The sequence below is a fragment of the Pseudomonas sp. LBUM1643 genome (genome assembly GCF_059716215.1).
This window is the reverse complement of sequence record NZ_CP166813.1, coordinates 1,936,703-1,960,338: the sequence shown is the minus strand read 5'-3', so window position 1 is coordinate 1,960,338 and position 23,636 is coordinate 1,936,703. Positions and strand designations below refer to the sequence as shown.

Genomic DNA, 23,636 nt, shown 5'->3' with positions numbered 1-23,636 from the left:
CACCCCAGCCTCGAAACCAGAACCAACGGTGCCTATTCAGGCATTTTCAGCGGGCTTGGCGAGATGATCACGCCGTTGTTGTCCGCATAGATGTAGTGGCCTGGATGGAAGGTGACGCCAGCGAACGTCACCGCGACATTGAGGTCGCCGAGGCCGCGTCGGTCGGACTTTCTCGGGTGGCTGGCAAGCGCCTGCACGCCCAGATCGGTCTGCGCGATGATATCGACGTCGCGGATGCAACCGTAGATCACCAGCCCTTCCCAACCGTTCTTGGCGGCTTTTTCAGCCAGCATGTCGCCCAGCAGCGCATGACGCAGGGAACCGCCACCGTCGACAACCAACACCTTGCCATCGCCTTTGAGTTCGACCTGTTCCTTCACCCGCGAGTTGTCTTCGAAGCACTTGACGGTAACGATCTCGCCGCCGAAGGAATCACGGCCTCCGAAATTGCTGAACATCGGTTCCAGCACCTGTACCAGCTCTGGATAGGCGTCGCACAAGTCAGGCGTGATGTAATGGTTCATCGAGAAACTCCTGTAAAGAGGAAGACAATCGAGGATGTCGCAAAGTGACCGGAACAGCTTGATGCGTCATATCTTAGCCGCAAGCCGATCAGAGCGAAATGCCCTTGTTAGAGCATTGGCGTCAGCTTGCCGTGGCCAGATCCGGGTTCTGACTCAGTAAAGGTGCCTGCTGATCCGCCAGCCATCGCGCCACCAGCGGCCAGACCTCGGTCTGGGCCGCTTTGCTGACCAGCATCTCGACATGACCAAAATTGTCACCGAAGCCTTGTTCACGTCCCAGGTTGATAAATTGCTTGTTCTCGGAGCCGATCTGATCGAACAGCTTGCGACACGCCCACGTCGGGTCCTGATGATCGCCCGCGGCACTGACGGTCAGCACCGGCACGTGAACGTCGGCCAGCCCTGCCCACCAGTCCTTGTCCGCGTCGCCAAAACGCCCGAACAGGCCATACCAGCGCATGCTTTCCAGGGCCAGACCAATGGGCTCGTCTTCCGGGCCGCGCTTGAGGCGAGAACCCGACAGTTGGGCAAAACGCTTGAGAATGAAGCGTCCGCTCCACTCCACTGGCGGAATCTTCAGCGGCCAGTAGGTACGGCTGACCTGAGTACCAAAGAACGCCGCCGAAGCCACGACAGACTCGTCAATGTACTGCCCTCCCAGCGCCGCTGCGAGGGTGATGCCGCCCAGTGAATGGCCGATCCAGTGAGGCGCCTGACCACTCTGCTCGTGCACGAAGGCACCGATGGCAGGCAGATCGTAACGGGCGTAGTCGGCAACACGATTCTTGCGATAGCTCTGGTTGCGCTGAGACAGGCCGTGACCACGCATCTCCGGAATCCATACATCAAAACCGAGGCGCGTCAGATAAGCACCCAGGCCCAACCCTTTCGGGGAAAACCAGAACCGTCGATTGGAAAAGCTGCCATGCAGCAAAATGACCGGCACGCCGCGCACGGATGACTCGTCCGCCATGCCAAGCCGTGTCACAGCCAGCTCGACGGTGCCGTCAGGGCTGTTGGCGGGTTTCAAACGATAGACGTCTTCGCTCAGATCACCGCGCCGCTCGGCGCTGATCAGGGCGACAGGAAATAGGTTGCTGCTGCTTTGCATAATGCTCTTGCACAAAAAAGGGCGGCATCCAGAGGAGCCCGCCCTACTTGATTATCTGAAGATGACCACACGATTGTTCACCTGTGGCGAGCGAGCTTGCTCGCGCCTGGCTGCGCAGCAACCCCAAAATCCGACAGCCAGTGCCGGTTAATGTGAGTGCTGCGCACTCAAGCGGGAGCAAGCTCCCTCGCCACAGATTACCCAATCAAACCATTAGACTGCAGCTTGACCTTCAGCCAGGAAGAACCAGGTTTCCAGTACGGAATCAGGGTTCAGCGAAACACTTTCGATGCCCTGCTCCATCAGCCACTTGGCGAGGTCCGGATGGTCCGAAGGACCCTGACCGCAGATACCGATGTACTTGCCAGCCTTGTTGCAAGCGGCAATGGCGTTGGCCAGCAGCTTCTTGACCGCCGGATTACGCTCATCGAACAGGTGCGCGATGATGCCGGAGTCACGGTCCAGGCCCAAGGTCAGTTGGGTCAGGTCGTTGGAGCCAATGGAGAAACCGTCGAAGAACTCGAGGAATTCTTCAGCCAGGATCGCGTTGGACGGCAGTTCGCACATCATGATGATGCGCAGGCCGTTCTCGCCACGCTTCAGACCGTTTTCCGCCAACAGATCGATGACCTGGCTCGCTTCGCCCAGGGTGCGGACGAACGGCACCATGATTTCAACGTTGGTCAGACCCATCTCGTTGCGCACGCGCTTGAGGGCGCGGCATTCGAGTTCGAAGCAGTCACGGAACGATTCGCTGATGTAACGCGAAGCGCCACGGAAGCCCAGCATCGGGTTTTCTTCTTCCGGCTCGTAGAGCTTGCCGCCGATCAGGTTCGCGTATTCGTTGGACTTGAAGTCCGAAAGACGCACGATGACTTTTTTCGGTGTGAACGCAGCAGCCAGGGTGCTGATGCCTTCAACCAGCTTCTCGACGTAGAAACCGACTGGATCGTCGTAGCCGGCAATGCGCTTGTCGACGCTGTCCTTGATGTCCTGCGGCAGCCCGGCGTAGTTCAGCAGCGCCTTGGGGTGCACGCCGATCATGCGGTTGATGATGAATTCCAGACGGGCCAGGCCCACACCCGCGTTCGGCAGTTGCGCGAAGTCGAAGGCGCGATCCGGGTTGCCGACGTTCATCATGATCTTGAACGGCAGATCAGGCATGGCATCGACGGAGTTTTTCTTGATATCGAAGCCCAGTTCGCCTTCGAAGATGTAGCCGGTATCGCCTTCAGCGCAGGAAACGGTGACACCCTGGCCGTCTTTCAACAGTTGGGTAGCGTTGCCGCAACCGACCACGGCCGGGATGCCCAGCTCGCGAGCGATGATCGCCGCGTGGCAGGTACGGCCGCCACGGTTGGTGACGATGGCGCTGGCGCGCTTCATGACCGGTTCCCAGTCCGGGTCGGTCATGTCGGAAACCAGTACGTCGCCTGGCTGGACCTTGTCCATCTCGGACACGTCCTTGATGATGCGGACCTTACCGGCGCCGATGCGCTGGCCGATGGCGCGACCTTCAACCAGTACGGTGCCGGTTTCTTTCAACAGGTAACGTTCCATGACGTTGGCCTGGGTGCGGCTCTTCACGGTTTCAGGACGGGCCTGAACGATGTAGAGCTTGCCGTCGTCGCCGTCTTTGGCCCATTCGATGTCCATCGGGCACTTGTAGTGCTTCTCGATGATCATCGCTTGCTTGGCCAGTTCGCTGACTTCGGCGTCGCTCAGGCAGAACCGTGCGCGATCAGCCTTGTCGACGTCGATGGTCTTGACCGATTTGCCGGCCGTGGCGACTTCGCCGTAGATCATCTTGATGGCCTTGCTGCCCAGGTTGCGACGCAGGATGGCCGGACGACCGGCTGCCAGCGTGCCTTTGTGGACATAGAACTCATCCGGGTTCACCGCGCCTTGAACAACGGTCTCACCCAGGCCGTAGGCGCCGGTGATGAACACCACGTCACGGAAGCCCGACTCGGTGTCGAGGGTAAACATCACGCCGGCGGTGCCGGTTTCGGAACGAACCATGCGCTGCACACCGGCCGACAGGGCCACCAGCTTGTGGTCGAAGCCCTGGTGCACACGGTAGGAAATGGCGCGGTCATTGAACAGCGACGCGAACACTTCCTTGGCGGCGCGAATGACGTTTTCGACGCCACGGATGTTCAGGAAAGTTTCCTGCTGACCGGCAAAGGAAGCGTCCGGCAAGTCTTCTGCAGTAGCGGAAGAGCGCACGGCCACAGCCATGTCAGGGTTGCCGGCCGACAGCGTGGCGAACGCGGTGCGGATCTCGGCGTTGAGCTTCTCGGGGAACTCGGCTTCCATGATCCATTGACGGATCTGGGCACCGGTCTTGGCGAGGGCGTTGACATCATCGACGTCCAGGGCGTCGAGGGCGGCATGGATCTGATCGTTAAGGCCGCTCAGTTCCAGAAAATCACGATAAGCCTGAGCTGTCGTGGCGAAGCCACCGGGCACCGATACACCGGCACCTGCAAGGTTACTGATCATCTCGCCCAGGGATGCGTTCTTGCCCCCCACGTGCTCAACGTCGTCTTTGCCGAGCTTGTCGAGGGAAACTACGTACTCTACCAAGGTGATCTCTCCACTAACTGTGTTGGAAAAGCTCAGAAGCCGGCTGCTCAAAAGGAGCGTTTGCGGGCTATATGGCCTGGACCTGGAAAATAAGTGAGAATGCTGACCACTGGCGGCCAGCAAATCGCGCCTATCATATCCAAGAATGCTCATTAGCTTAAGGCCCAAGGTGCAAATGAAACGATCTGCTTTCTTTATTTCCGACGGCACCGGCATCACAGCCGAAACCCTCGGCCAAAGCCTTCTGGCGCAGTTCGAAAACATTACCTTCAGCAAATTCACGCGACCGTACATCGACAACGTGGATAAAGCGCGGGCCATGGTACAACAAATCAACAAAGCCGCCGAAACCGACGGCTTCCGGCCCATCATTTTCGACACCATCGTCAATCAGGACATCCGTGAGATCCTCGCAACCTCCAATGGTTTCATGATCGACATTTTCTCGACGTTCCTGGCGCCGCTCGAGCAGGAACTGACCGAGCATTCTTCCTATACCGTCGGCAAATCCCATTCGATCGGCACCAACTCCAATTACATGGAGCGCATCGAGGCCGTGAACTTTGCCCTGGACAACGATGACGGTGCCCGCACGCACTACTACGACAAGGCCGACCTGATTCTGGTCGGCGTGTCGCGTTGCGGAAAGACGCCGACCTGCCTGTACATGGCCATGCAATTCGGTATCCGTGCGGCCAACTATCCGCTGACCGAAGACGACATGGAACGCCTGCAACTTCCGGCCGCCCTGCGCGCCCACCAGCACAAGCTCTTCGGCCTGACCATCGACCCGGACCGCCTCACCGCGATCCGCAATGAGCGCAAGCCCAACAGCCGTTACTCGAGCTACGCCCAGTGCGAATTCGAAGTGCGCGAAGTGGAAAACCTGTTCCGCCGCGAGAACATCCCGCACATCAACTCCACGCATTTCTCGGTGGAGGAGATATCGGCGAAAATTCTGGTGGAGAAAGGGGTGGAGCGGCGGTTCAAGTAGTTCTTTAGCGCCTGCAAAACCGCCATCGTCGGAGCGCCGCCCGGGGCAAGCCCGGGCGGCATTCCGACGATGAACGATTACACGGTCTCCGTCAGTGCCGCTGCCAACGCGTGAAATCCACTTACCAGCAACCGGTCATCCCCCGCCGAATTACACACACTCGCCCGAATACATTGCGGCACCGCCGCATGCCCGACTGCAAACGCCTCCGCGGTCGCCACCAGATAATTTTTTTCCTTAAGCTCAGCGGCGATTTGCGAGGCCCGCCAAGGCTCGGGCAACTCGATCCAGAAGTGCGGGCTGTGGGCATGGGACGTATAGACCAGCCCCTCCAGTGCGCCACTGACCAGCTCTTTGCGCCGGGTAATTTCCGCAATCTGCTGACCCAACAGCTGCTCGGCGGTCCCGTTTTCTATCCATCGGCTCGCCACCTCCATTGCCAATGGATTCGCCATCCAGCTTGTCCCACGAACCGCCGCGTGCAAACGCCCGATCAACGGTTGTGGCGCATGTAAAAAACCGATCCGTAAACCCGCCGAAACCGCCTTGCTCAGGCTGCCGATCAACACCGAGCGCTCCGGGGCGAAGTCACTTAGCGGCAACGGACGTTGCCGTGCCAAAACGGCGTGAGCCTCATCTTCGAAAATCAATAAATTGTGCTGCCGACACACCTCGGCAATCGCCTCCCTTCGTGGGACGGACATCACTGCAGCGGTAGGATTCTGGAGGGTCGGCGTGCAGTACAACGCAGACACCCGATGCTGACGGCAAATGTCCTCCAGCGACGAGGGCAGCAATCCTTCGCCATCCATCTCGGCACCCATCAGCTTGATCCCCAGTTGGCGAGCGACACCAATCAATCCTGGGTAAGTCAGATGCTCAGTCACCAAGGTGTCGCCAGCCTTGAGCAAGCCCATCAGCGCGCATAACAGGCCGTGCTGGCCACCGTTGACGCACACGACTTGTTCGGCGCTCGGGACAAATGCCTGATGACTCAGCCACCGCGCACCCGCCTCCCGATGCCTCAGTAGTCCACTCTCAGCGGTATACCCGGTCAACTGCTGCAAGGTGCGTGGATCACTGGCCAGCGCTTGCAGGCTTTGGCTCAGGAAGCCAGCTTCCTGCCCCGGGATCGGTTGATTCCGACTCATATCGAGGAAGGCTTGCGGCTCATCGCTGACATTGCGAAACCCGCTGTCTCTCGGCCGCTCCATCCCGCGTTGACGGACGTAAGTGCCGTCTCCTACACGGGCCACGACCAATCCCACACGTTCCAACTCGCCATAAGCTCGGCTGATCGTGCCGATGGTGACACCCAGGCTATCGGCCAGCAGCCGGTGGGGCGGCAGCTTGCTACCCGCATCGATCAACCCTTCTTCGATTCCTTTCTGAACGGCGTCAGCCAGGCGTTTGTATTTCACGCCCACGCCATTGGCGAGGCCGTCGCGCAGGATTGACACCATGGCAATACTTACTTTGACAGTCATTACAGCCCCGAATAGCGTGCTTGAAACAGGTTCAATCAGGGATAGACCTATTCCACCATCAGGTCAATTCCAGCTTCCAGGAGTTACATCATGTCCATTGCCATTCCCGCCGCTTCAAGCACTGCAAAACAGCGGATGGCCGCATGGGTCACCAGTGCGCTGTTCCTGATTGTTTGCCTGAGCTGGGGCACCACCTGGCTGGGGATTAAAATTGCGGTCGAAAGTGTGCCGCCGCTGACAGCCGCGGGCCTTCGCTTCCTGATTGCCTTTCCGTTGTTTTTGAGCTTTGCGCTGATACGTCGTGAACCGCTGCTGTTTCCGAAGAAAAGTCGCTGGTTTTTCGTGTTCGTCACGCTGGCGTATTTCAGCCTGCCCTACTACTTGCTGAACTACGGCGAGATGCACGTTTCGTCCGGCCTGACAGCGCTGCTGTTCAGTTGCATGCCCGTGTTCATCCTGATCTTTTCCGCGCTGTTTCTGCGGGAGAAAATCTACCCATCACAAGTGTTGGGGATCGCCATCGGCTTTGGCAGCCTGTTCATGATCATTCGCGGCCAGGGCCTGCACCTGGATCACGCGGAGCTGTTTGGTGTGTTGGCAATTCTCGGCGCGGCAGTGATGCATGCGCTGTGCTACGTGGTGACCAAAAAACACGGCAACGCCATCAGCGTGATCACCTACAACACATTGCCCATCGGCATTGCCGGGTTGATGCTGTTTGTGGCGGGCCTGCAATTTGAAACCCCCGTATTTGCTGACATAAGCCTGCGCTCATGGAGCGCCCTGCTCTACCTCGGACTGGTGGCGTCGGTGGGTGGATTCATTGTTTATTTCCTGCTGCTCAAACGGCTGAGCCCGATCATTTTGTCGTTTGTGTTCATCATCTTCCCGGTGTTCGCCGTAATCATCGGCGCGTGGTACGAAGGGCAGAGTATTTCGCGGGAATTGATGCTGTATTCGGCGATCCTGCTGACCGGGTTCGCCATCACCAAAATGCCTGTGGAAAAGTGGCTGAAAACCTGAACACGTCTCCCCCTGTAGGAGCTGTCGAGTGAAACGAGGCTGCGATCTTTTGATCTTATAAATCAAGATCAAAAGATCGCAGCCTGCGGCAGCTCCTACAGGGGATGTGTTGTTCGGCTAAAGGACGAACAGATCTACGAAACGGTTGACGGGGGTTTTCTCCAGCGCAGCCTGATCCTTGCACAAGGCAAAGATCTCGGCACTGCGCTGAGCAGTAAACCGCGTCGCCAGGTTGGCCTTGAACTTGTCCTCCAGCAGCGGGATGCCATCGGTGCGTCGGCGGCGGTGGCCAATCGGGTATTCCACCAGCACATTTTCGGTGCTCGAACCGTCCTTGAAAAACACCTGGATCGCATTGGCGATGGAGCGTTTGTCGGGCTCCAGGTACTCGCGGGTGTATTGCGGGTTTTCGACGATGACCATCTTGTCGCGCAGCACATCGATGATCGGATGCGCCGCGTGAAAATCATCTTCGTATTGCTCGGCCACCAGATTGCCGAACGCCAACGGCACTGCGGTCATGTACTGAATGCAATGGTCGCGGTCGGCCGCGTTGGCCAGCGGGCCGACCTTGGAAATGATACGGATCGCCGATTCATGGGTGGTGATGACGATCCTGTCGATTTCATGCAGGCGATTTCGCACGTGCGGATGCAAGGTCACGGCCGCTTCACAGGCCGTCTGCGCGTGAAACTCTGCGGGAAAACTGATCTTGAACAGCACGTTTTCCATGACGTAGCTGCCATACGGGCGCGAGAAACTGAAGGCGCGCTTGTCTTGCGGTTTAACGGCCAGATCATTGTTGGTGTGACTGAACAGTACGTCGTAAAAGCCCCACTGCCGGGCGGTCAAAACACCGGGAATCCCCATCTCGCCGCGCATGGCGATATCGGCCAGGCGCACACCCCGACTGGTGGCGTCGCCGGCTGCCCAGGATTTCCGTGAACCGGCGTTCGGCGCGTGCCGATAAGTGCGCAGGGCCTGACCATCGGCGAACGCATGGGACAACGCCGACAACAGTTGCTCGCGATTGGCGCCCATGAGCTTGGCGGTGACGGCGGTCGATGCCACTTTCACCAGAATGACGTGATCAAGACCCACGCGATTGAAGGAATTTTCCAATGCGATCACGCCCTGAATTTCGTGAGCCATGATCATGGCTTCGAGCACGGCACGGACGGTGAGCGGTGCGTCGCCATTGGCCAGGCGCTTTTGCGAGAGGTGATCGGCGACCGCGAGAATGCCACCGAGGTTATCGGACGGATGGCCCCATTCGGCAGCGAGCCAGGTGTCGTTGTAATCGAGCCAGCGCACGATACAGCCGATGTCCCATGCGGCTTTCACCGGGTCGAGTCGGTAGCTGGTGCCGGGCACCCGAGCGCCAAAAGGCACGACGGTGCCGTCCACGATGGGGCCCAGGTGTTTGGTGCATTCGGGGAAACGCAGGGCCAGGAGGCCGCAACCGAGGGTGTCGATCAGGCAATTTCGGGCAGTGTCCAGTGCTTCTCTGGACTCGATCTTGAAGTTCAGGACATAGTCGGCAATGTCCTGCAGGACAGTGTCGTAGTCGGGGCGGTTGTTCTGGTCGACGTTGGCGCTCATGTTCGATTCACTCGTGAAGTGGTTCGTTGATGGGACCTCGGTTCAGGTAGACGGTTACATCATTCTTATTATCGAAATGCCATTCCCTGTAGGCCTGTAGGAGCTGTCGAGTGAAACGAGGCTGCGATCTTTTGATCTTGCTGTTAAAAAAAACCAGATCAAAAGATCGCAGCCTCGTTTCACTCGACAGCTCCTACAGGTCTACGGGCCTACGGACCTACGGACCTACGGACCTACGGACCTACAGGTCTACAGGTCTGCAGACCTACAGATCTACAGGGATGTGTCAGTCAGAAAGAATCACCCGGCACCCGGACGTAACCTTCCATCAACACCCGCGCACTGCGGCTCATGATGGCTTTTTTCACGGTCCATTCGCCGTTGACCTGACTGGCTTCGGCGCCGACGCGCAAGGTGCCCGACGGATGACCGAAACGCACGGCATTGCGCTCGGTGCCGCCCGCTGCAAGGTTCACCAACGTGCCGGAAATCGCGGCAGCCGTGCCGATGGCGACTGCTGCAGTCCCCATCATTGCGTGGTGCAACTTGCCCATCGACAATGCGCGCACCAGCAGGTCGACATCTCCAGCCTTGATCGCCTTGCCGCTGGAAGAAACGTATTCGGCGGGTTTGGCAACGAACGCGACTTTCGGCGTGTGCTGACGCTTGGCCGCTTCGTCCAGGTCCTTGATCAGCCCCATGCGCAACGCGCCATAGGCCCGAATGGTTTCGAACATCGCCAAGGCTTTCGGGTCACCGTTGATGGCGCCCTGCAATTCGGTGCCGGTGTAACCAATGTCTTCGGCATTGACGAAAATGGTCGGAATGCCCGCGTTGATCAGGGTCGCCTTGAAGGTCCCGACACCAGGTACTTCCAGGTCATCCACGAGGTTGCCGGTCGGGAACATCGAACCGCCGCCACCCTCTTCTTCCGCCGCCGGGTCCATGAATTCGACCTGCACTTCGGCGGCCGGAAAGGTCACGCCGTCGAGTTCGAAATCGCCGGTTTCCTGCACCTCACCGTTGGTGATCGGCACATGGGCGATGATGGTCTTGCCGATGTTGGCCTGCCACACGCGAACCACGGCAACGCCGTTATGCGGAATGCGGCTGGCGTCCACCAGACCGTTGCTGATAGCAAACGAACCGACTGCCGCCGACAGGTTGCCGCAGTTGCCGCTCCAGTCCACGAAAGGTTTGTCGATGGACACCTGACCAAACAGATAGTCGACGTCGTGGTCGGCCTTCATGCTTTTCGACAGGATCACGGTTTTGCTGGTGCTGGACGTTGCGCCACCCATGCCGTCGATTTGCTTGTCATACGGGTCCGGGCTGCCGATCACGCGCAACAACAATGCGTCTCGGGCAGGGCCCGGAACCTGTGCCGCTTCCGGCAAGTCTTGCAGGCTGAAGAACACGCCTTTACTGGTGCCGCCACGCATGTAGGTGGCAGGAATCTTGATCTGAGGTGCGTGAGCCATAGTGTTCCCTTTGAGCAGACACGGGACCTGAAGTCCCGTGTCAGCACTGCGTGTGTTAGACGGCGACCGCCGACTCTTCGAGGAAGTCCTGGGCGAAGCGTTGCAACACGCCGCCCGCTTCATAGATTGACACTTCTTCGGCGGTGTCGAGGCGGCACATCACCGGCACTTCGACGCGTTCGCCGTTCTTGCGATTGATCACCAGCGTCAGCTCGGCGCGCGGCGTGCGTTGGCCGATCACATCGTAGGTTTCGCTGCCATCGATGGCCAGGGTGTGACGGTTGGTGCCCGGTTTGAACTCCAGCGGCAACACGCCCATGCCCACCAGGTTGGTACGGTGAATGCGCTCGAAGCCTTCGGCGGCAATCGCTTCCACACCCGCCAGACGTACACCTTTGGCGGCCCAGTCGCGGGACGAACCCTGACCGTAGTCAGCGCCGGCAATAATGATCAGCGGCTGCTTGCGCTCCATGTAGGTTTCAATCGCTTCCCACATGCGCATGACCTGGCCTTCCGGCTCGACGCGAGCGAGCGAGCCCTGCTTGACCTTGCCGTTTTCCACGACCATTTCGTTGAACAGTTTCGGGTTGGCGAAGGTCGCGCGCTGGGCGGTCAGGTGGTCACCACGGTGAGTCGCGTAAGAGTTGAAGTCCTCTTCCGGCAAGCCCATTTTCGCCAGGTATTCACCCGCGGCGCTGTCGAGCATGATCGCGTTCGACGGCGACAGGTGATCGGTGGTGATGTTGTCCGGCAGTACCGCCAGCGGGCGCATGCCCTTGAGCGGACGTGCGCCGGCCAATGCGCCTTCCCAGTACGGCGGACGACGGATGTAGGTGCTCATCTCGCGCCAGTCGTACAGCGGCGTCACTTTCGGGCCGGTGTCTTCGTGGATGGCGAACATCGGGATGTAGACCTGGCGGAACTGCTCCGGCTTGACCGATGCCTTGACCACCGCATCGATCTCTTCGTCGCTCGGCCAGATGTCTTTCAGGCGGATTTCCCGACCTTCGGCATCCAGACCCAGCACGTCTTTTTCGATATCGAAACGGATGGTCCCGGCGATGGCGTAAGCCACCACCAACGGTGGCGAAGCGAGGAACGCATTCTTGGCGTACGGGTGAATCCGGCCATCGAAGTTGCGGTTACCGGACAGTACGGCTGTGGCGTACAGATCGCGGTCGATGATCTCTTGCTGGATCACCGGATCCAGTGCACCGGACATGCCGTTGCAGGTGGTGCACGCGAACGCCACCACGCCGAAACCGAGCTGCTCGAGTTCGTCGGTCAGGCCGGCTTCATCGAGGTACAGCGCGACGGTTTTCGAACCCGGCGCCAGGGACGATTTCACCCATGGCTTACGGGTCAGGCCGAGCTTGTTGGCATTGCGCGCCAGCAGGCCGGCGGCGATCACGTTGCGCGGGTTACTGGTGTTGGTGCAGCTGGTGATGGCGGCGATGATCACCGCGCCATCCGGCATCTGGCCCGGCACGTCATCCCATTGCCCGGAAATACCTTGAGCCGCGAGATCGGACGTCGCGACGCGGGCATGCGGGTTGCTCGGGCCTGCCATGTTGCGCACCACCGAGGACAGGTTGAAAGTTAACCCGCGCTCGTATTGCGCACCTTTCAGGCTGTCAGCCCAGAGGCCTGTGGTCTTGGCATAGTGCTCTACAAGCTGCACCTGCTCGTCTTCACGGCCAGTGAGTTTGAGGTAGTCGATGGTCTGCTGATCGATGTAGAACATCGCGGCAGTGGCGCCGTATTCCGGGGCCATGTTGGAGATGGTTGCGCGGTCGCCCAAGGTCAGCGCGGAAGCGCCTTCACCGAAGAATTCCAGCCATGCGCCGACCACTTTTTGCTTGCGCAGGAACTCGGTCAGTGCCAGCACCATGTCGGTGGCGGTGATGCCTGGTTGCAGCTTGCCGGTCAGCTCAACGCCGACGCTTTCTGGCAGACGCATCCACGATGCACGACCGAGCATGACGCTCTCGGCTTCCAGACCACCCACGCCGATGGCGATCACGCCCAGCGCATCGACGTGCGGGGTGTGGCTGTCGGTGCCAACGCAGGTATCAGGGAATGCTACGCCGTCACGCACCTGGATCACCGGAGACATTTTCTCCAGGTTGATCTGGTGCATGATGCCGTTGCCCGGCGGGATCACGTCGACGTTCTTGAACGCCTTCTTGGTCCAGTTGATGAAGTGGAAACGGTCTTCGTTGCGACGGTCTTCGATGGCGCGGTTTTTCTCGAACGCCTCTGGATCGAAGCCACCGCGCTCAACGGCCAGGGAGTGGTCGACGATCAGTTGGGTCGGCACCACAGGGTTAACTTGCGCCGGATCACCGCCTTGCAAGGCGATGGCATCACGCAGGCCGGCGAGGTCGACCAGAGCGGTCTGGCCGAGAATGTCGTGGCACACCACGCGAGCAGGAAACCAGGGGAAATCGAGGTCGCGCTTGCGCTCGATGAATTGCTTGAGGGATTCGGTGAGCGTGGCCGGGTCACAGCGACGCACCAGGTTTTCCGCTAGCACGCGGGAGGTATACGGCAGGGTGTCGTAGGCGCCAGGTTGAATGGCTTCGACAGCCGCGCGGACGTCGAAGTAATCCAGATGGCTGCCAGGCAGTGGTTTGCGGAATTCAGTGTTCATCGTCAGGACTCGGTCACGGTGGTTTTACGAGGTGGAGCCTGCTACTGATGCTGATCTGACACCGATCCGTGTAGGAGCTGCCGCAGGCTGCGATCTTTTGATCTTGAGCTCTGGCGATTCAAAATCGCTGAAGATCAAAAGATCGCAGCCTGCGACAGCTCCTACAGGGTTCCCGGTTCATTCAGCAGCCAGTGCGCTCCTCACCATTCAGCGTTGTTCGATTGGCACGAACTTGCGCTGTTCGACGCCGATGTACTCGGCGCTCGGACGGATGATGCGGTTGTTGGCACGTTGTTCGTACACGTGCGCTGCCCAGCCGGTCAGGCGCGAGCAAACGAAAATCGGGGTGAACAACTTGGTCGGAATGCCCATGAAGTGGTACGCCGAGGCATGGTAGAAGTCAGCGTTCGGGAACAGTTTTTTCTGCTCCCACATGGTCTTGTCGATGGCTTCGGAAACCGGGAACAACACTTTGTCGCCCACTTCGTCAGCGAGTTTTTTCGACCAGCCCTTGATCACCTCGTTGCGCGGATCGTTGTCTTTATAGATCGCGTGACCGAAGCCCATGATCTTGTCCTTGCGCTCGAGCATGCCGAGGGTGCCTTTGACTGCGTCTTCCGGCGAGCTGAAGCGTTCGATCATTTCCATCGCAGCTTCGTTGGCGCCGCCGTGCAGCGGACCACGCAGGGAGCCGATGGCAGCGGTGATGCAGGAATACAGATCGGACAAGGTCGACGCGCAAACACGTGCAGTGAAGGTCGAAGCGTTGAACTCGTGCTCTGCGTACAGGATCAGCGAAACGTTCATCACCTTGACGTGCAACTCGCTCGGCTTCTTGCCGTGCAGCAGGTGCAGGAAGTGACCGCCAATGGACTGCTCGTCGCTCACGCAATCGATGCGCTTGCCTTCGTGGCTGAAGCGATACCAGTAGGTCATGATCGCCGGGAACGCGGCCAGCAGACGGTCGGTCTTGTCGTGTTGCTCGGAGAAGTCTTTCTCAGGTTCCAGGTTGCCGAGGAACGAGCAACCGGTGCGCATCACGTCCATTGGGTGGGCGTCAGCGGGGATGCGCTCCAGCACTTCTTTCAGTGCTTGCGGCAGGTCGCGCAGTTTGCTCAGCTTGGCGATGTATTCGTTCAGTTGCGCCTTGGTCGGCAGCTCGCCGTAGAGCAGCAGGTAAGCGACTTCTTCAAACTGCGCGTCTGCCGCCAGTTCACGAACGTCGTAACCACGATAGGTCAGACCTGCACCGGACTGGCCCACGGTGGACAGTGCGGTTTGTCCGGCAACCTGGCCACGGAGCCCGGCGCCACTGAGTACTTTTGCTTCGGCCATTTCTGCCTCCAGTATTTTTTGAATTTGTTTAGGAATCGGCAAATTTTGATTCATCAGGTTGTTCGGGTAATGCCGAAAAGATCGCAGCCTCGCTCCGCTCGACAGCTCCTACAGGAGCGCGGTTGACAACATCCCTGCAGGAGCTGTCGAGTGCAACGAGGCTGCGATCTTTTGATCCTTACTTCTTCGCAGCAAACAACGCATCGAGCTTCTGCTCGAAGGTGTGGTAATCGATGCGATCGTAAAGCTCCATGCGAGTCTGCATGGTGTCGATGACGTTCTGTTGCGTGCCGTCGCGGCGGATCGCGGTGTAGACGTTTTCCGCGGCCTTGTTCATCGCGCGGAAGGCCGACAGCGGGTACAGCACCAGGGACACATCGGCGCCAGCCAGTTGTTCGGTGGTGTACAGCGGCGTTGCGCCGAACTCTGTGATGTTGGCCAGGATCGGCGCTTTCACGCGGTTGGCGAACAGTTTGTACATGTCCAGCTCGGTGATGGCTTCCGGGAAAATCATGTCGGCGCCCGCCTCAATGCACGCCGCAGCGCGATCCAGTGCCGACTCCAGGCCTTCCACCGCCAGGGCGTCGGTACGTGCCATGATCACGAAGCTGTCATCGGTGCGCGCATCGACGGCGGCTTTGATGCGGTCGACCATTTCCTGCAGGGACACGATTTCTTTGTTTGGACGATGGCCACAGCGCTTGGCGCCGACCTGGTCTTCGATGTGGATCGCTGCAGCGCCGAACTTGATCATCGACTTCACGGTGCGCGCCACGTTGAACGCCGAGGAACCGAAACCGGTGTCCACGTCCACCAGCAACGGCAGATCGCAAACGTCGGTGATACGACGCACGTCGGTCAGCACATCATCCAGGCCGGTAATGCCCAGGTCAGGCACGCCCAGGGAACCGGCAGCCACCCCGCCACCCGACAGGTAAATCGCCTTGAAGCCGGCGCGCTTGGCCAGCAATGCGTGGTTGGCGTTGATCGCGCCAACGACTTGCAGCGGATGCTCGCTGGCGACCGCATCGCGGAAACGCTGGCCTGGAGTGCTCTTGTTGGAACTCATGACTCACCTCGTTCTGTGGCTGTCGGGTTAGCGCCGTCCTGGTAGTGACGGGCGATATTGCGTTTGGAGGCGCCGATGTGACGGCGCATCAACAATTCGGCCAGTTCACCGTCACGGTCGGCGATGGCATCGAGAATTCTGTGGTGTTCGGCGAACGCCTGCCGCGGACGGTTGGGCGTGGTGGAGAACTGGATGCGGTACATGCGCACCAACTGATAGAGCTCGCCGCACAGCATCTGGGTCAGGGTGCGGTTACCGCTGCCCTGAATGATTCGGTAGTGAAAGTCGAAATCGCCTTCCTGCTGGTAATAGCCGACACCGGCCTGAAACGCTGCGTCGCGTTCATGGGTTTCCAGCACCCGGCGCAGTTCGTCGATTTCTTCAACGCTCATGCGCTCGGCTGCCAGCCGGCACGCCATGCCTTCCAGGGATTCGCGGATTTCGTAGAGTTCCACCAGCTCGGCATGGTTGAGCGACACCACCCTCGCCCCGACATGCGGTATGCGCACCAGCAGGCGCTGGCCTTCCAGGCGGTGGATGGCTTCACGCAGCGGGCCGCGGCTGATGCCATAGGTGCGCGCCAGCTCTGGCTCGGAGATTTTGCTACCGGGGGCAATTTCGCCCTTGACGATGGCCGCCTGAATGCGCCGGAAGACGTTCTCGGAGAGCGTCTCCGAATCGTCTTGAGCCATGACCGGGGGATCGAGTTGATCCAGCATATTGTCGACACCTTGAAAGCGGATGCCGCAAAAACTAGCGAAAACAGGACTAACAGTCAAAGGAAAAATAGAGATTGTCGACAATCGTCTAATAAACGCCTCTAGCATGCCAAACCGGCACAAGGAAGGTTATAGCCCCCTGCCAGCGGTGGCGCCATAAAACCACCGTGCTAGAATGCCGCCCGCATTTGTTTGTGACATCTGCACTGCCTGTCATCATTGGCTGACAGGCATACGAGGGAGCTTGCGCAGCGATGCCAGGGCCTTGAATCGAAACACGGACCGCTGCGCACCAGGATTTATGAGACTCAAGCCCTTCCCGACATTCCTTTATCTTCTTTGCCTGCCCGGTTTCGCTGTGGCGGGAGAGAAGACCGTGTACGGCCTTAATGAATACGCGTCTCTGGATGGCATCGACCTGGAAGTCGCCGCCAAACTCGACACCGGCGCGAAAACCGCCTCATTAAGTGCCCGCGACATCAAGCGCTTCAAACGCAATGGCGAGTCCTGGGTGCGCTTCTATCTGGCCATCGATGCCGCACATTCGCACCCGATCGAGCGACCGCTGGCACGCGTCAGCAAGATCAAACGACGCGCCGGCGACTACGACCCCGAAGAGGGCAAGAAGTACACCGCTCGTCCGGTGATCGAGCTGGATATCTGCATGGGCTCGGCTTTACGCAGCATCGAAGTGAACCTAACCGACCGCAGCGCCTTCCAATACCCGCTCTTGATCGGCTCCGAAGCCTTGAAGCGCTTCGATGCGCTGGTCGACCCCAGTCTTAAATACGCTGCTGGCAAACCCGCCTGCGCCACCGACGCACATACCGCAGAGTAATTCCAATGCGCTCTCTTACCCTCCATCTGAAAATCCTGATCGCCATCCTGGTGGTGCTGGGCATTTCAGTTACGGCCTATCAGATTTTCGTGCTCGGCATTCCCGTGACCGAAGACGCTACCGACGACTTGTGGAACATCGACGCCAAGGTCGAGTTCGTCGCCAGTGCCAAAGACCCGGTCAAGATCCAGATGTTCGTGCCGCCGCTGAGCCGCGATTACGTCAGCCTCAACGAGAGCTTCATCTCCAATAACTACGGCGTGGCCGTGAACCGTGTCGACGGTAACCGCAAGGTCACCTGGTCGGCACGCCGGGCCAAGGGCAACCAGACGCTGTATTACCGTCTGGTGCTGACCAAGCGTTACACCGGTGAGAAAGCCAAGATCAAAGGCCCGACGTTCCGCGACAGCATCGTGGTGGAAGGCCCGGAAAAAATCGCCGCCGAAGCCCTGCTCGCGCCGATTCGCCAGCACTCGGCCGACGTCGAAACCTTCATTGGCGAAGCGATCAAGCGGGTCAACAACCTCAATGACGACAACGTGAAACTGCTGCTGGGTGGCGATCCGTCCACCGTGCACAAGGCGCGTATCGTCGAATTGCTGCTGTCCATCGCCCATGTACCGATAGAAAAAGTCCACACCATTCGCCTGGTGGCTGACCAACCGCAAACCCCTGAACTGTGGCTGCGCAGCTTCAATGGCACCGATTGGCTGTACTTCAACCCGGAAACCGGCGAACAGGGCCTGCCGACTGATCGCCTGCTGTGGTGGACCGGTGACGAAAACCTGATCACCGTCGATGGCGGCAAAAAAGCCAACGTGACGTTCAGCCTGAACAACAGTGAAATGAACGCCATTCGCCTGGCCAAGCTGACGGACGAAAACACCGACGCCAACTTCCTCGAATATTCGCTATACGGCCTGCCGCTGCAGACCCAGCAGACGTTCATGATCATGGTGATGATCCCGATCGGCGTGCTGGTGATCCTGATCCTGCGCAACCTGATCGGCCTGCAGACCCTGGGTACCTTTACCCCGGTGCTGATTGCCCTCGCCTTCCGGGAGACGCAGCTCGGCTTCGGGATCGTGCTGTTCACCATCATCACGGCGCTGGGGCTGTCCCTGCGTTCCTACCTTGAACACCTGAAGCTGCAGATGTTGCCGAGGCTGTCCGTGGTCCTGACGTTCGTGGTGGTGCTGATCGCGGCCATCAGCCTGTTCAGTCACAAGCTGGGCCTCGAACGCGGGCTGTCGGTGGCGTTGTTCCCGATGGTGATCCTGACCATGACCATTGAACGCCTGTCGATCACCTGGGAAGAACGTGGCGGCGGTCATGCCATGAAAGTAGCGATCGGCACGCTGTTCGCCGCCTCCCTGGCGCACCTGATCATGAGCGTGCCGGAACTGGTTTACTTCGTGTTCACCTTCCCGGCGATCCTGCTGATCCTGGTGGGCTTCATGCTGGCGATGGGTCGCTATCGCGGCTACCGCCTGACTGAACTGGTGCGTTTCAAGGCGTTCCTGAAGAAGGCTGACGCCTGATGTTCGGTTTCTGGAAGACCTGGAAGGCCCTGGAAGCCCGGGGCATCATGGGGATCAATCGGCGCAACGCGGACTATGTACTCAAGTACAACAAGCGCAGCCTGTACCCGATTGTCGATGACAAGATCATCACCAAGGAACGCGCCAGTGCTGCCGGCATTCATGTGCCGGAACTGTATGGCGTGATTTCCACCGAGAAAGAAATCGACAAGCTCGACGAGATCATCGGCGGACGCAGCGATTTCGTGATCAAACCGGCCCAAGGCGCGGGCGGTGACGGCATCATTGTGATTGCCGACCGCTTCGAGGGCCGCTATCGCACGGTGTCCGGCAAGATCATCAGTCACGAGGAAATCGAGCACCATGTCTCCAGCATCCTCACCGGCCTGTACTCCTTGGGTGGCCACCGTGACCGTGCGCTGATCGAATACCGGGTGATCCCGGACCAGATCTTCAAAAGCATCAGCTACGAAGGCGTGCCGGATATCCGCATCATCGTGCTGATGGGCTACCCGGTCATGGCCATGCTGCGCCTGCCAACTCGCCAGTCCGGCGGCAAGGCCAACCTGCACCAGGGCGCCATCGGCGTGGGTGTCGACCTCGCCACAGGCCTGACCTTGCGCGGTACCTGGCTGAACAACATCATCACCAAACACCCCGACACCACCAACGCGGTGGACGGCGTGCAACTGCCCTACTGGGACGGTTTCATGAAGCTCGCGGCCGGTTGCTATGAGCTCTGCGGGCTAGGTTACATCGGTGTGGACATGGTGCTCGATCAGGAAAAGGGTCCGCTGATTCTTGAGCTGAATGCCAGGCCTGGGTTGAACATTCAGATTGCCAACGATTGCGGCCTGACGCTGCGTACCCATGCGGTCGAGGCGCGGCTGGAAGACCTGAAGGCCCGCGGTGTGACTGAAACTGTCGAAGAGCGGGTTGCGTTCGTTCAGGAGATGTTCGGGCATATTCCCCCGGTAGAAGGCTGATCCGTGACCGTGGCGCGGCTATCGCGAGCAGGCTCACTCCTACAAAGGTTCACGCAATCCTTGTAGGAGTGAGCCTGCTCGCGATGGCTGCCTGACAGCCACCAAAGCACTCCACCCGGGAACGAACGGGCGCTCAATCTGCCAATCCCCGACATCCCCTCTAGGAGCAATTCCCCGAGAGGACTACAATCGCCACCCCGCCTCGATGGCTGATCTGCCCCTCCCATGTTGACCTGTTCCGTACACCCGCTGCCCTATTGCGCCAACCCCGCCGAGTACTTCGCGGTGATTCGTCACGCCCCCGGTGCCGTGCTGCTCGACAGTGGCCGGCCCATCGCTGATCGCGGTCGCTATGATCTGCTCAGCGCCTGGCCGCTGGAAGAATTGGCGGTGCTGCCTGACGAAAGCGGCAGCGATTTCCTGCAACGCCTGCGCGACCAGCTGGCACAACTCGGTGCAGCGACTGCGCCTCTGGACCTGCCCTTCGCCGGGGGCCTGATCGGTTACCTCAGCTACGACTTCGGCCGGCACCTGGAAAACCTTCCAAGCCAGGCCCAGGACGACCTGAACCTGCCCGACGCGCGATTTGGTTTATATGCATGGGCGCTGATTAGCGACCACGATTGCGCAACCAGCCAACTGGTGTTTCACCCGAAACTGGGCGACACCGAGCGCCAACGGTTGATCGCGCTGTTCAGCCAGCATGCGGCTCATGCAGTCGAGCCCTTCAAGCTAAACGGTCCGATGAGCGCCGACCTGAGCGCCGACGAATATCGCCAGGCGCTGGCGCGCATCCAGCACTACATCCAGGCCGGTGACTGCTACCAGGTCAACTTCGCCCAGCGGTTCCGCGCACAGTGCTCAGGTGACCCCTGGGCGGCTTACTGCGCGTTGCGCGCGGCATGCCCGACGCCTTTTTCCGGGTTCCAGAGTTTGCCCGACGGTGGCGCGGTCCTCAGTCTGTCGCCAGAACGCTTCGTTAAAGTCAGCGAACGCCAGGTAGAAACCCGTCCAATCAAAGGCACCCGTCCACGGGGCCTGACTGACGCTGAAGACGCAGCCAATGCCGCCGAACTACTGGCCAGCCCCAAGGACCGGGCAGAGAACCTGATGATCGTCGACCTGCTGCGCAACGACCTCGGGCGAACCTGTCGCATCGGTTCGGTGCGGGTGCCGGAGTTGTTCAGCCTCGAAAGCTACCCGAACGTGCATCACCTGGTGAGCAGCGTCACCGGCGAGCTGGCGGACGACCGGGACGCGCTGGACCTGATCGCCGGCAGCTTTCCCGGCGGCTCGATCACCGGCGCACCGAAAATACGCGCGATGCAGATCATCGATGAGCTGGAGCCCACCCGGCGCGGGTTGTACTGCGGTTCTTTGTTGTACCTGGACGTGCGTGGCGAGATGGACAGCTCCATCGCGATTCGCAGTTTGTTGGTCAAGGATGGACAGGTGTGTTGCTGGGGCGGTGGCGGGATCGTCGCGGATTCGCAGTGGGAAGCGGAGTATCAGGAGTCGATTACCAAGGTGAAGGTGCTGCTCGACACCCTGCGAAACCTGTAAGAGACCTGCAAGAATCTGCAGGAGTCATGTAGGAGCTGTCGAGTGAAACGAGGCTGCGATCTTTTGACTTTGTTTTTTAAGATCAAAAGATCGCAGCCTCGTTTCACTCGACAGCTCCTACAGGTGTTCAACAGGGGTCCAACGGGGCTCTTACACAGCTCCCAGACAGCTACAGGCTGAGCGCCCGGTTCGACGCCTTGATGAATTCCTGCTTCAGCTCTTCAAAGGTATGCACCGCCGGGAACTGCGGGAACTCGCGAATCACGTTATCCGGCGCATGGAACAGAATCCCCGCATCCGCTTCACCCAGCATGGTGGTGTCGTTGTACGAATCTCCCGCCGCGATCACGCGATAGTAGAGACTCTTGAAGGCCAGAACCGACTGGCGCTTGGGGTCTCTCTGCCGCAACTGGTAGCTCGTCACCCGACCGGTATCGTCGGTAATCAAACGGTGGCAGAGCAAGGTCGGGAAGCCCAGTTGACGCATCAGCGGCTGGGAAAACTCGTAAAACGTATCCGAAAGAATCACCACCTGAAAGCGTTCACGCAGCCAGTTGACGAACTCGACAGCGCCGTCCAGCGGCTTGAGCGTGGCGATCACTTCCTGGATATCGGCAAGCTTGAGGCCGTGCTCGTCGAGAATCCGCAAGCGCTGCTTCATCAGCACGTCGTAGTCGGGAATGTCCCGGGTAGTGGCCTTGAGGGATTCAATCCCGGTTTTTTCGGCGAAGGCGATCCAGATTTCCGGGACCAATACACCTTCAAGATCCAGACAGGCAATTTCCACAAGACACTCCCATTTGTATTGTTTATTGAGTCGAGCGAGTAAAAAGACTGCCGAACTCTAGCGACTCGCACGGGCCGGCGCAACGCAGAGGGCGCGCCAGCGGCTGCCGGATTTTGTTACCATCTGGCCCATATAGAGCGCCCAGCGCCACCGACCTGTAGGAAGCCGCCCTGATGAGCCCATCGTTCGATGTCGTGGAACTCGCCACGACCTATGCCAATAAATCTGCACAGGACATCCTGAAACTCGCGTTCGCCGAGTTTGGCGATGACCTGTGGATATCTTTCAGCGGCGCCGAAGACGTGGTGCTGGTGGACATGGCCTGGAAGCTGAACAAGAACGTCAAAGTGTTCAGCCTCGACACCGGCCGCTTGCACCCCGAGACCTACCGCTTTATCGATCAGGTGCGCGAGCACTACAAGATCGACATCGAACTGGTCTCGCCGGACTACACGAAACTTGAACCGTTCGTGAAGGAAAAAGGCCTGTTCAGCTTCTACAAGGATGGCCATGGCGAATGCTGCGGCATCCGCAAGATCGAGCCGCTGCGGCGCAAACTGTCTGGCGTGACCGCTTGGGCGACCGGCCAGCGTCGCGATCAGAGCCCCGGCACGCGCAGCGCTGTCGCCGTGATGGAAATCGATACCGCGTTTTCCACCCCGGAACGCACCCTGTACAAATTCAACCCGCTGGCGCAAATGACCAGTGAAGAGATCTGGGGCTACATCCGCATGCTTGAGCTGCCATACAACAGCCTGCATGAACGCGGCTTTATCAGCATCGGCTGCGAACCCTGCACCCGCCCGGTCCTCCCGAACCAGCACGAGCGAGAAGGCCGCTGGTGGTGGGAAGAAGCGACGCAGAAAGAATGCGGATTGCATGCGGGGAACATCATCAGCAAATCGAAAGCCTGAAAATCGCAGCCTGCGACAGGTCCTACAGATGTACATCGCCCCCTGTAGGAGCTGGCGAAGCCTGCGATCTTTTGATCTTATAAATGTGTACACACGAATGTCACCATCGGTGCCATTTATGTGTGCACTTTTTGTTTTAGCGCCCTGAAAAGTTACATCCCTCCTGACTGACCTTCCCCGTCGGCTTTTCCCATATCCCGCACTAAAAAAATAAATACCTGTTCAATCGGTCAATTTATTTTTCTTTAATTTCCTGCACTTATCAAAATCAGATAACAAAACGAAATTACAACGACTTTTTATATATCGCTAACTGGCATAGATCTGGCTTGAGTGCATACATGTTTTGTATACAACACAAATCAAAACATACACACACTCTAGATCCGCACGCCTGAAGCGCCCTATCCCGTACAGGCT

18 protein-coding genes are annotated in these 23,636 nt (G+C 59.0%); 7 read left to right on the top strand and 11 right to left on the bottom strand.

The genetic code is table 11. From position 1 onward, the window contains the following. Positions 1 to 32: 32 nt before the first annotated feature. The 3 genes from rraA to ppsA form a co-directional block, all read right to left on the bottom strand. The gene (rraA, locus tag ACA063_RS08815) at positions 33 to 524 is read right to left on the bottom strand and encodes a ribonuclease E activity regulator RraA (RefSeq protein WP_194690527.1); all 492 of its coding nucleotides are present in this window, start codon (positions 522 to 524) and stop codon (positions 33 to 35) included. 121 nt (positions 525 to 645) lie between these two features. Continuing rightward, a complete protein-coding gene (locus ACA063_RS08810) occupies positions 646 to 1,635 on the bottom strand; it encodes an alpha/beta fold hydrolase (protein ID WP_497665532.1) in 990 nt (329 codons plus the stop codon). 213 nt (positions 1,636 to 1,848) lie between these two features. Continuing rightward, the gene (gene ppsA / locus ACA063_RS08805) at positions 1,849 to 4,224 is read right to left on the bottom strand and encodes a phosphoenolpyruvate synthase (RefSeq protein WP_497665531.1); all 2,376 of its coding nucleotides are present in this window, start codon (positions 4,222 to 4,224) and stop codon (positions 1,849 to 1,851) included. Between the two features lie 175 nt (positions 4,225 to 4,399). On the opposite strand from ppsA, the gene ppsR reads away from it, so the two are divergent. Next, on the top strand, positions 4,400 to 5,218 hold the full coding sequence (gene ppsR / locus ACA063_RS08800; RefSeq protein WP_162438315.1) for a posphoenolpyruvate synthetase regulatory kinase/phosphorylase PpsR: 819 nt from the start codon (positions 4,400 to 4,402) through the stop codon (positions 5,216 to 5,218). 77 nt (positions 5,219 to 5,295) lie between these two features. Here the strand turns inward: ppsR and ACA063_RS08795 are convergent, their stop codons facing one another. Beyond that, a complete protein-coding gene (locus ACA063_RS08795) occupies positions 5,296 to 6,705 on the bottom strand; it encodes an aminotransferase-like domain-containing protein (protein ID WP_497665530.1) in 1,410 nt (469 codons plus the stop codon). A gap of 135 nt (positions 6,706 to 6,840) precedes the next feature. Here ACA063_RS08795 and ACA063_RS08790 point away from each other — a divergent pair, with 135 nt between their 5' ends. Then, positions 6,841 to 7,728 (top strand): DMT family transporter, encoded by an 888-nt coding sequence (locus ACA063_RS08790; RefSeq protein ID WP_497666491.1) that lies wholly within the window; start codon positions 6,841 to 6,843, stop codon positions 7,726 to 7,728. Between the two features lie 117 nt (positions 7,729 to 7,845). Here ACA063_RS08790 and prpD read toward each other — a convergent pair whose 3' ends face one another. The 6 genes from prpD to ACA063_RS08760 all read right to left on the bottom strand — a co-directional run bounded on the left by prpD (position 7,846) and on the right by ACA063_RS08760 (position 16,587). Beyond that, positions 7,846 to 9,330, bottom strand: coding sequence for a 2-methylcitrate dehydratase (prpD, locus tag ACA063_RS08785; RefSeq protein WP_497665529.1), 1,485 nt, complete (start codon positions 9,328 to 9,330; stop codon positions 7,846 to 7,848). A 290-nt stretch (positions 9,331 to 9,620) separates the two neighbouring features. Beyond that, on the bottom strand, positions 9,621 to 10,811 hold the full coding sequence (gene prpF / locus ACA063_RS08780; RefSeq protein WP_497665528.1) for a 2-methylaconitate cis-trans isomerase PrpF: 1,191 nt from the start codon (positions 10,809 to 10,811) through the stop codon (positions 9,621 to 9,623). Between the two features lie 55 nt (positions 10,812 to 10,866). Then, positions 10,867 to 13,464 (bottom strand): Fe/S-dependent 2-methylisocitrate dehydratase AcnD, encoded by a 2,598-nt coding sequence (gene acnD, locus ACA063_RS08775; protein WP_497665527.1) that lies wholly within the window; start codon positions 13,462 to 13,464, stop codon positions 10,867 to 10,869. 207 nt (positions 13,465 to 13,671) lie between these two features. Beyond that, complete coding sequence (gene prpC, locus ACA063_RS08770; protein ID WP_497665526.1) at positions 13,672 to 14,799, bottom strand: bifunctional 2-methylcitrate synthase/citrate synthase; 1,128 nt, start codon at positions 14,797 to 14,799, stop codon at positions 13,672 to 13,674. Positions 14,800 to 14,977: 178 nt separating this feature from the next. Further along, complete coding sequence (gene prpB / locus ACA063_RS08765; RefSeq protein WP_162438309.1) at positions 14,978 to 15,868, bottom strand: methylisocitrate lyase; 891 nt, start codon at positions 15,866 to 15,868, stop codon at positions 14,978 to 14,980. Further along, positions 15,865 to 16,587: a GntR family transcriptional regulator gene (locus ACA063_RS08760; RefSeq protein WP_162438308.1), complete on the bottom strand. Its 723-nt coding sequence runs from the start codon at positions 16,585 to 16,587 to the stop codon at positions 15,865 to 15,867. Before ACA063_RS08760 ends, prpB begins: the two co-directional genes overlap by 4 nt. A 301-nt stretch (positions 16,588 to 16,888) precedes the next feature. Here ACA063_RS08760 and rloA point away from each other — a divergent pair, with 301 nt between their 5' ends. The 4 genes from rloA to pabB all read left to right on the top strand — a co-directional run bounded on the left by rloA (position 16,889) and on the right by pabB (position 21,515). Continuing rightward, positions 16,889 to 17,425: a retropepsin-like aspartic peptidase RloA gene (gene rloA / locus ACA063_RS08755; protein WP_497665525.1), complete on the top strand. Its 537-nt coding sequence runs from the start codon at positions 16,889 to 16,891 to the stop codon at positions 17,423 to 17,425. Between the two features lie 5 nt (positions 17,426 to 17,430). Next, complete coding sequence (gene rloB / locus ACA063_RS08750) at positions 17,431 to 18,966, top strand: osmotic stress tolerance membrane protein RloB (protein WP_497665524.1); 1,536 nt, start codon at positions 17,431 to 17,433, stop codon at positions 18,964 to 18,966. Continuing rightward, positions 18,966 to 19,952, top strand: coding sequence for an alpha-L-glutamate ligase-like protein (locus ACA063_RS08745; RefSeq protein WP_497665523.1), 987 nt, complete (start codon positions 18,966 to 18,968; stop codon positions 19,950 to 19,952). Before rloB ends, ACA063_RS08745 begins: the two co-directional genes overlap by 1 nt. 225 nt (positions 19,953 to 20,177) lie before the next feature. Then, complete coding sequence (gene pabB, locus ACA063_RS08740; protein ID WP_497665522.1) at positions 20,178 to 21,515, top strand: aminodeoxychorismate synthase component I; 1,338 nt, start codon at positions 20,178 to 20,180, stop codon at positions 21,513 to 21,515. Positions 21,516 to 21,684: 169 nt separating this feature from the next. On the opposite strand, the gene thrH is transcribed toward pabB, so the two are convergent. After that, positions 21,685 to 22,302, bottom strand: coding sequence for a bifunctional phosphoserine phosphatase/homoserine phosphotransferase ThrH (gene thrH / locus ACA063_RS08735; protein ID WP_497665521.1), 618 nt, complete (start codon positions 22,300 to 22,302; stop codon positions 21,685 to 21,687). 173 nt (positions 22,303 to 22,475) lie between these two features. Here thrH and ACA063_RS08730 point away from each other — a divergent pair, with 173 nt between their 5' ends. Then, complete coding sequence (locus ACA063_RS08730) at positions 22,476 to 23,216, top strand: phosphoadenylyl-sulfate reductase (RefSeq protein WP_150800675.1); 741 nt, start codon at positions 22,476 to 22,478, stop codon at positions 23,214 to 23,216. The last annotated feature ends 420 nt before the right edge of the window (positions 23,217 to 23,636 follow it).

Excerpts from the sequence above, each read along its gene's own strand:
- rraA (WP_194690527.1), bottom strand. The coding sequence starts at position 524 with ATGAACCATTACATCACGCCTGACTTGTGCGACGCCTATCCAGAGCTG.
- ACA063_RS08810 (WP_497665532.1), bottom strand. The coding sequence starts at position 1,635 with ATGCAAAGCAGCAGCAACCTATTTCCTGTCGCCCTGATCAGCGCCGAG.
- ppsR (WP_162438315.1), top strand. The coding sequence starts at position 4,400 with ATGAAACGATCTGCTTTCTTTATTTCCGACGGCACCGGCATCACAGCC.
- ACA063_RS08795 (WP_497665530.1), bottom strand. The coding sequence starts at position 6,705 with ATGACTGTCAAAGTAAGTATTGCCATGGTGTCAATCCTGCGCGACGGC.
- ACA063_RS08790 (WP_497666491.1), top strand. The coding sequence starts at position 6,841 with ATGGCCGCATGGGTCACCAGTGCGCTGTTCCTGATTGTTTGCCTGAGC.
- prpD (WP_497665529.1), bottom strand. The coding sequence starts at position 9,330 with ATGAGCGCCAACGTCGACCAGAACAACCGCCCCGACTACGACACTGTC.
- prpF (WP_497665528.1), bottom strand. The coding sequence starts at position 10,811 with ATGGCTCACGCACCTCAGATCAAGATTCCTGCCACCTACATGCGTGGC.
- acnD (WP_497665527.1), bottom strand. The coding sequence starts at position 13,464 with ATGAACACTGAATTCCGCAAACCACTGCCTGGCAGCCATCTGGATTAC.
- prpC (WP_497665526.1), bottom strand. The coding sequence starts at position 14,799 with ATGGCCGAAGCAAAAGTACTCAGTGGCGCCGGGCTCCGTGGCCAGGTT.
- prpB (WP_162438309.1), bottom strand. The coding sequence starts at position 15,868 with ATGAGTTCCAACAAGAGCACTCCAGGCCAGCGTTTCCGCGATGCGGTC.
- ACA063_RS08760 (WP_162438308.1), bottom strand. The coding sequence starts at position 16,587 with ATGCTGGATCAACTCGATCCCCCGGTCATGGCTCAAGACGATTCGGAG.
- rloA (WP_497665525.1), top strand. The coding sequence starts at position 16,889 with ATGAGACTCAAGCCCTTCCCGACATTCCTTTATCTTCTTTGCCTGCCC.
- rloB (WP_497665524.1), top strand. The coding sequence starts at position 17,431 with ATGCGCTCTCTTACCCTCCATCTGAAAATCCTGATCGCCATCCTGGTG.
- ACA063_RS08745 (WP_497665523.1), top strand. The coding sequence starts at position 18,966 with ATGTTCGGTTTCTGGAAGACCTGGAAGGCCCTGGAAGCCCGGGGCATC.
- pabB (WP_497665522.1), top strand. The coding sequence starts at position 20,178 with ATGTTGACCTGTTCCGTACACCCGCTGCCCTATTGCGCCAACCCCGCC.
- ACA063_RS08730 (WP_150800675.1), top strand. The coding sequence starts at position 22,476 with ATGAGCCCATCGTTCGATGTCGTGGAACTCGCCACGACCTATGCCAAT.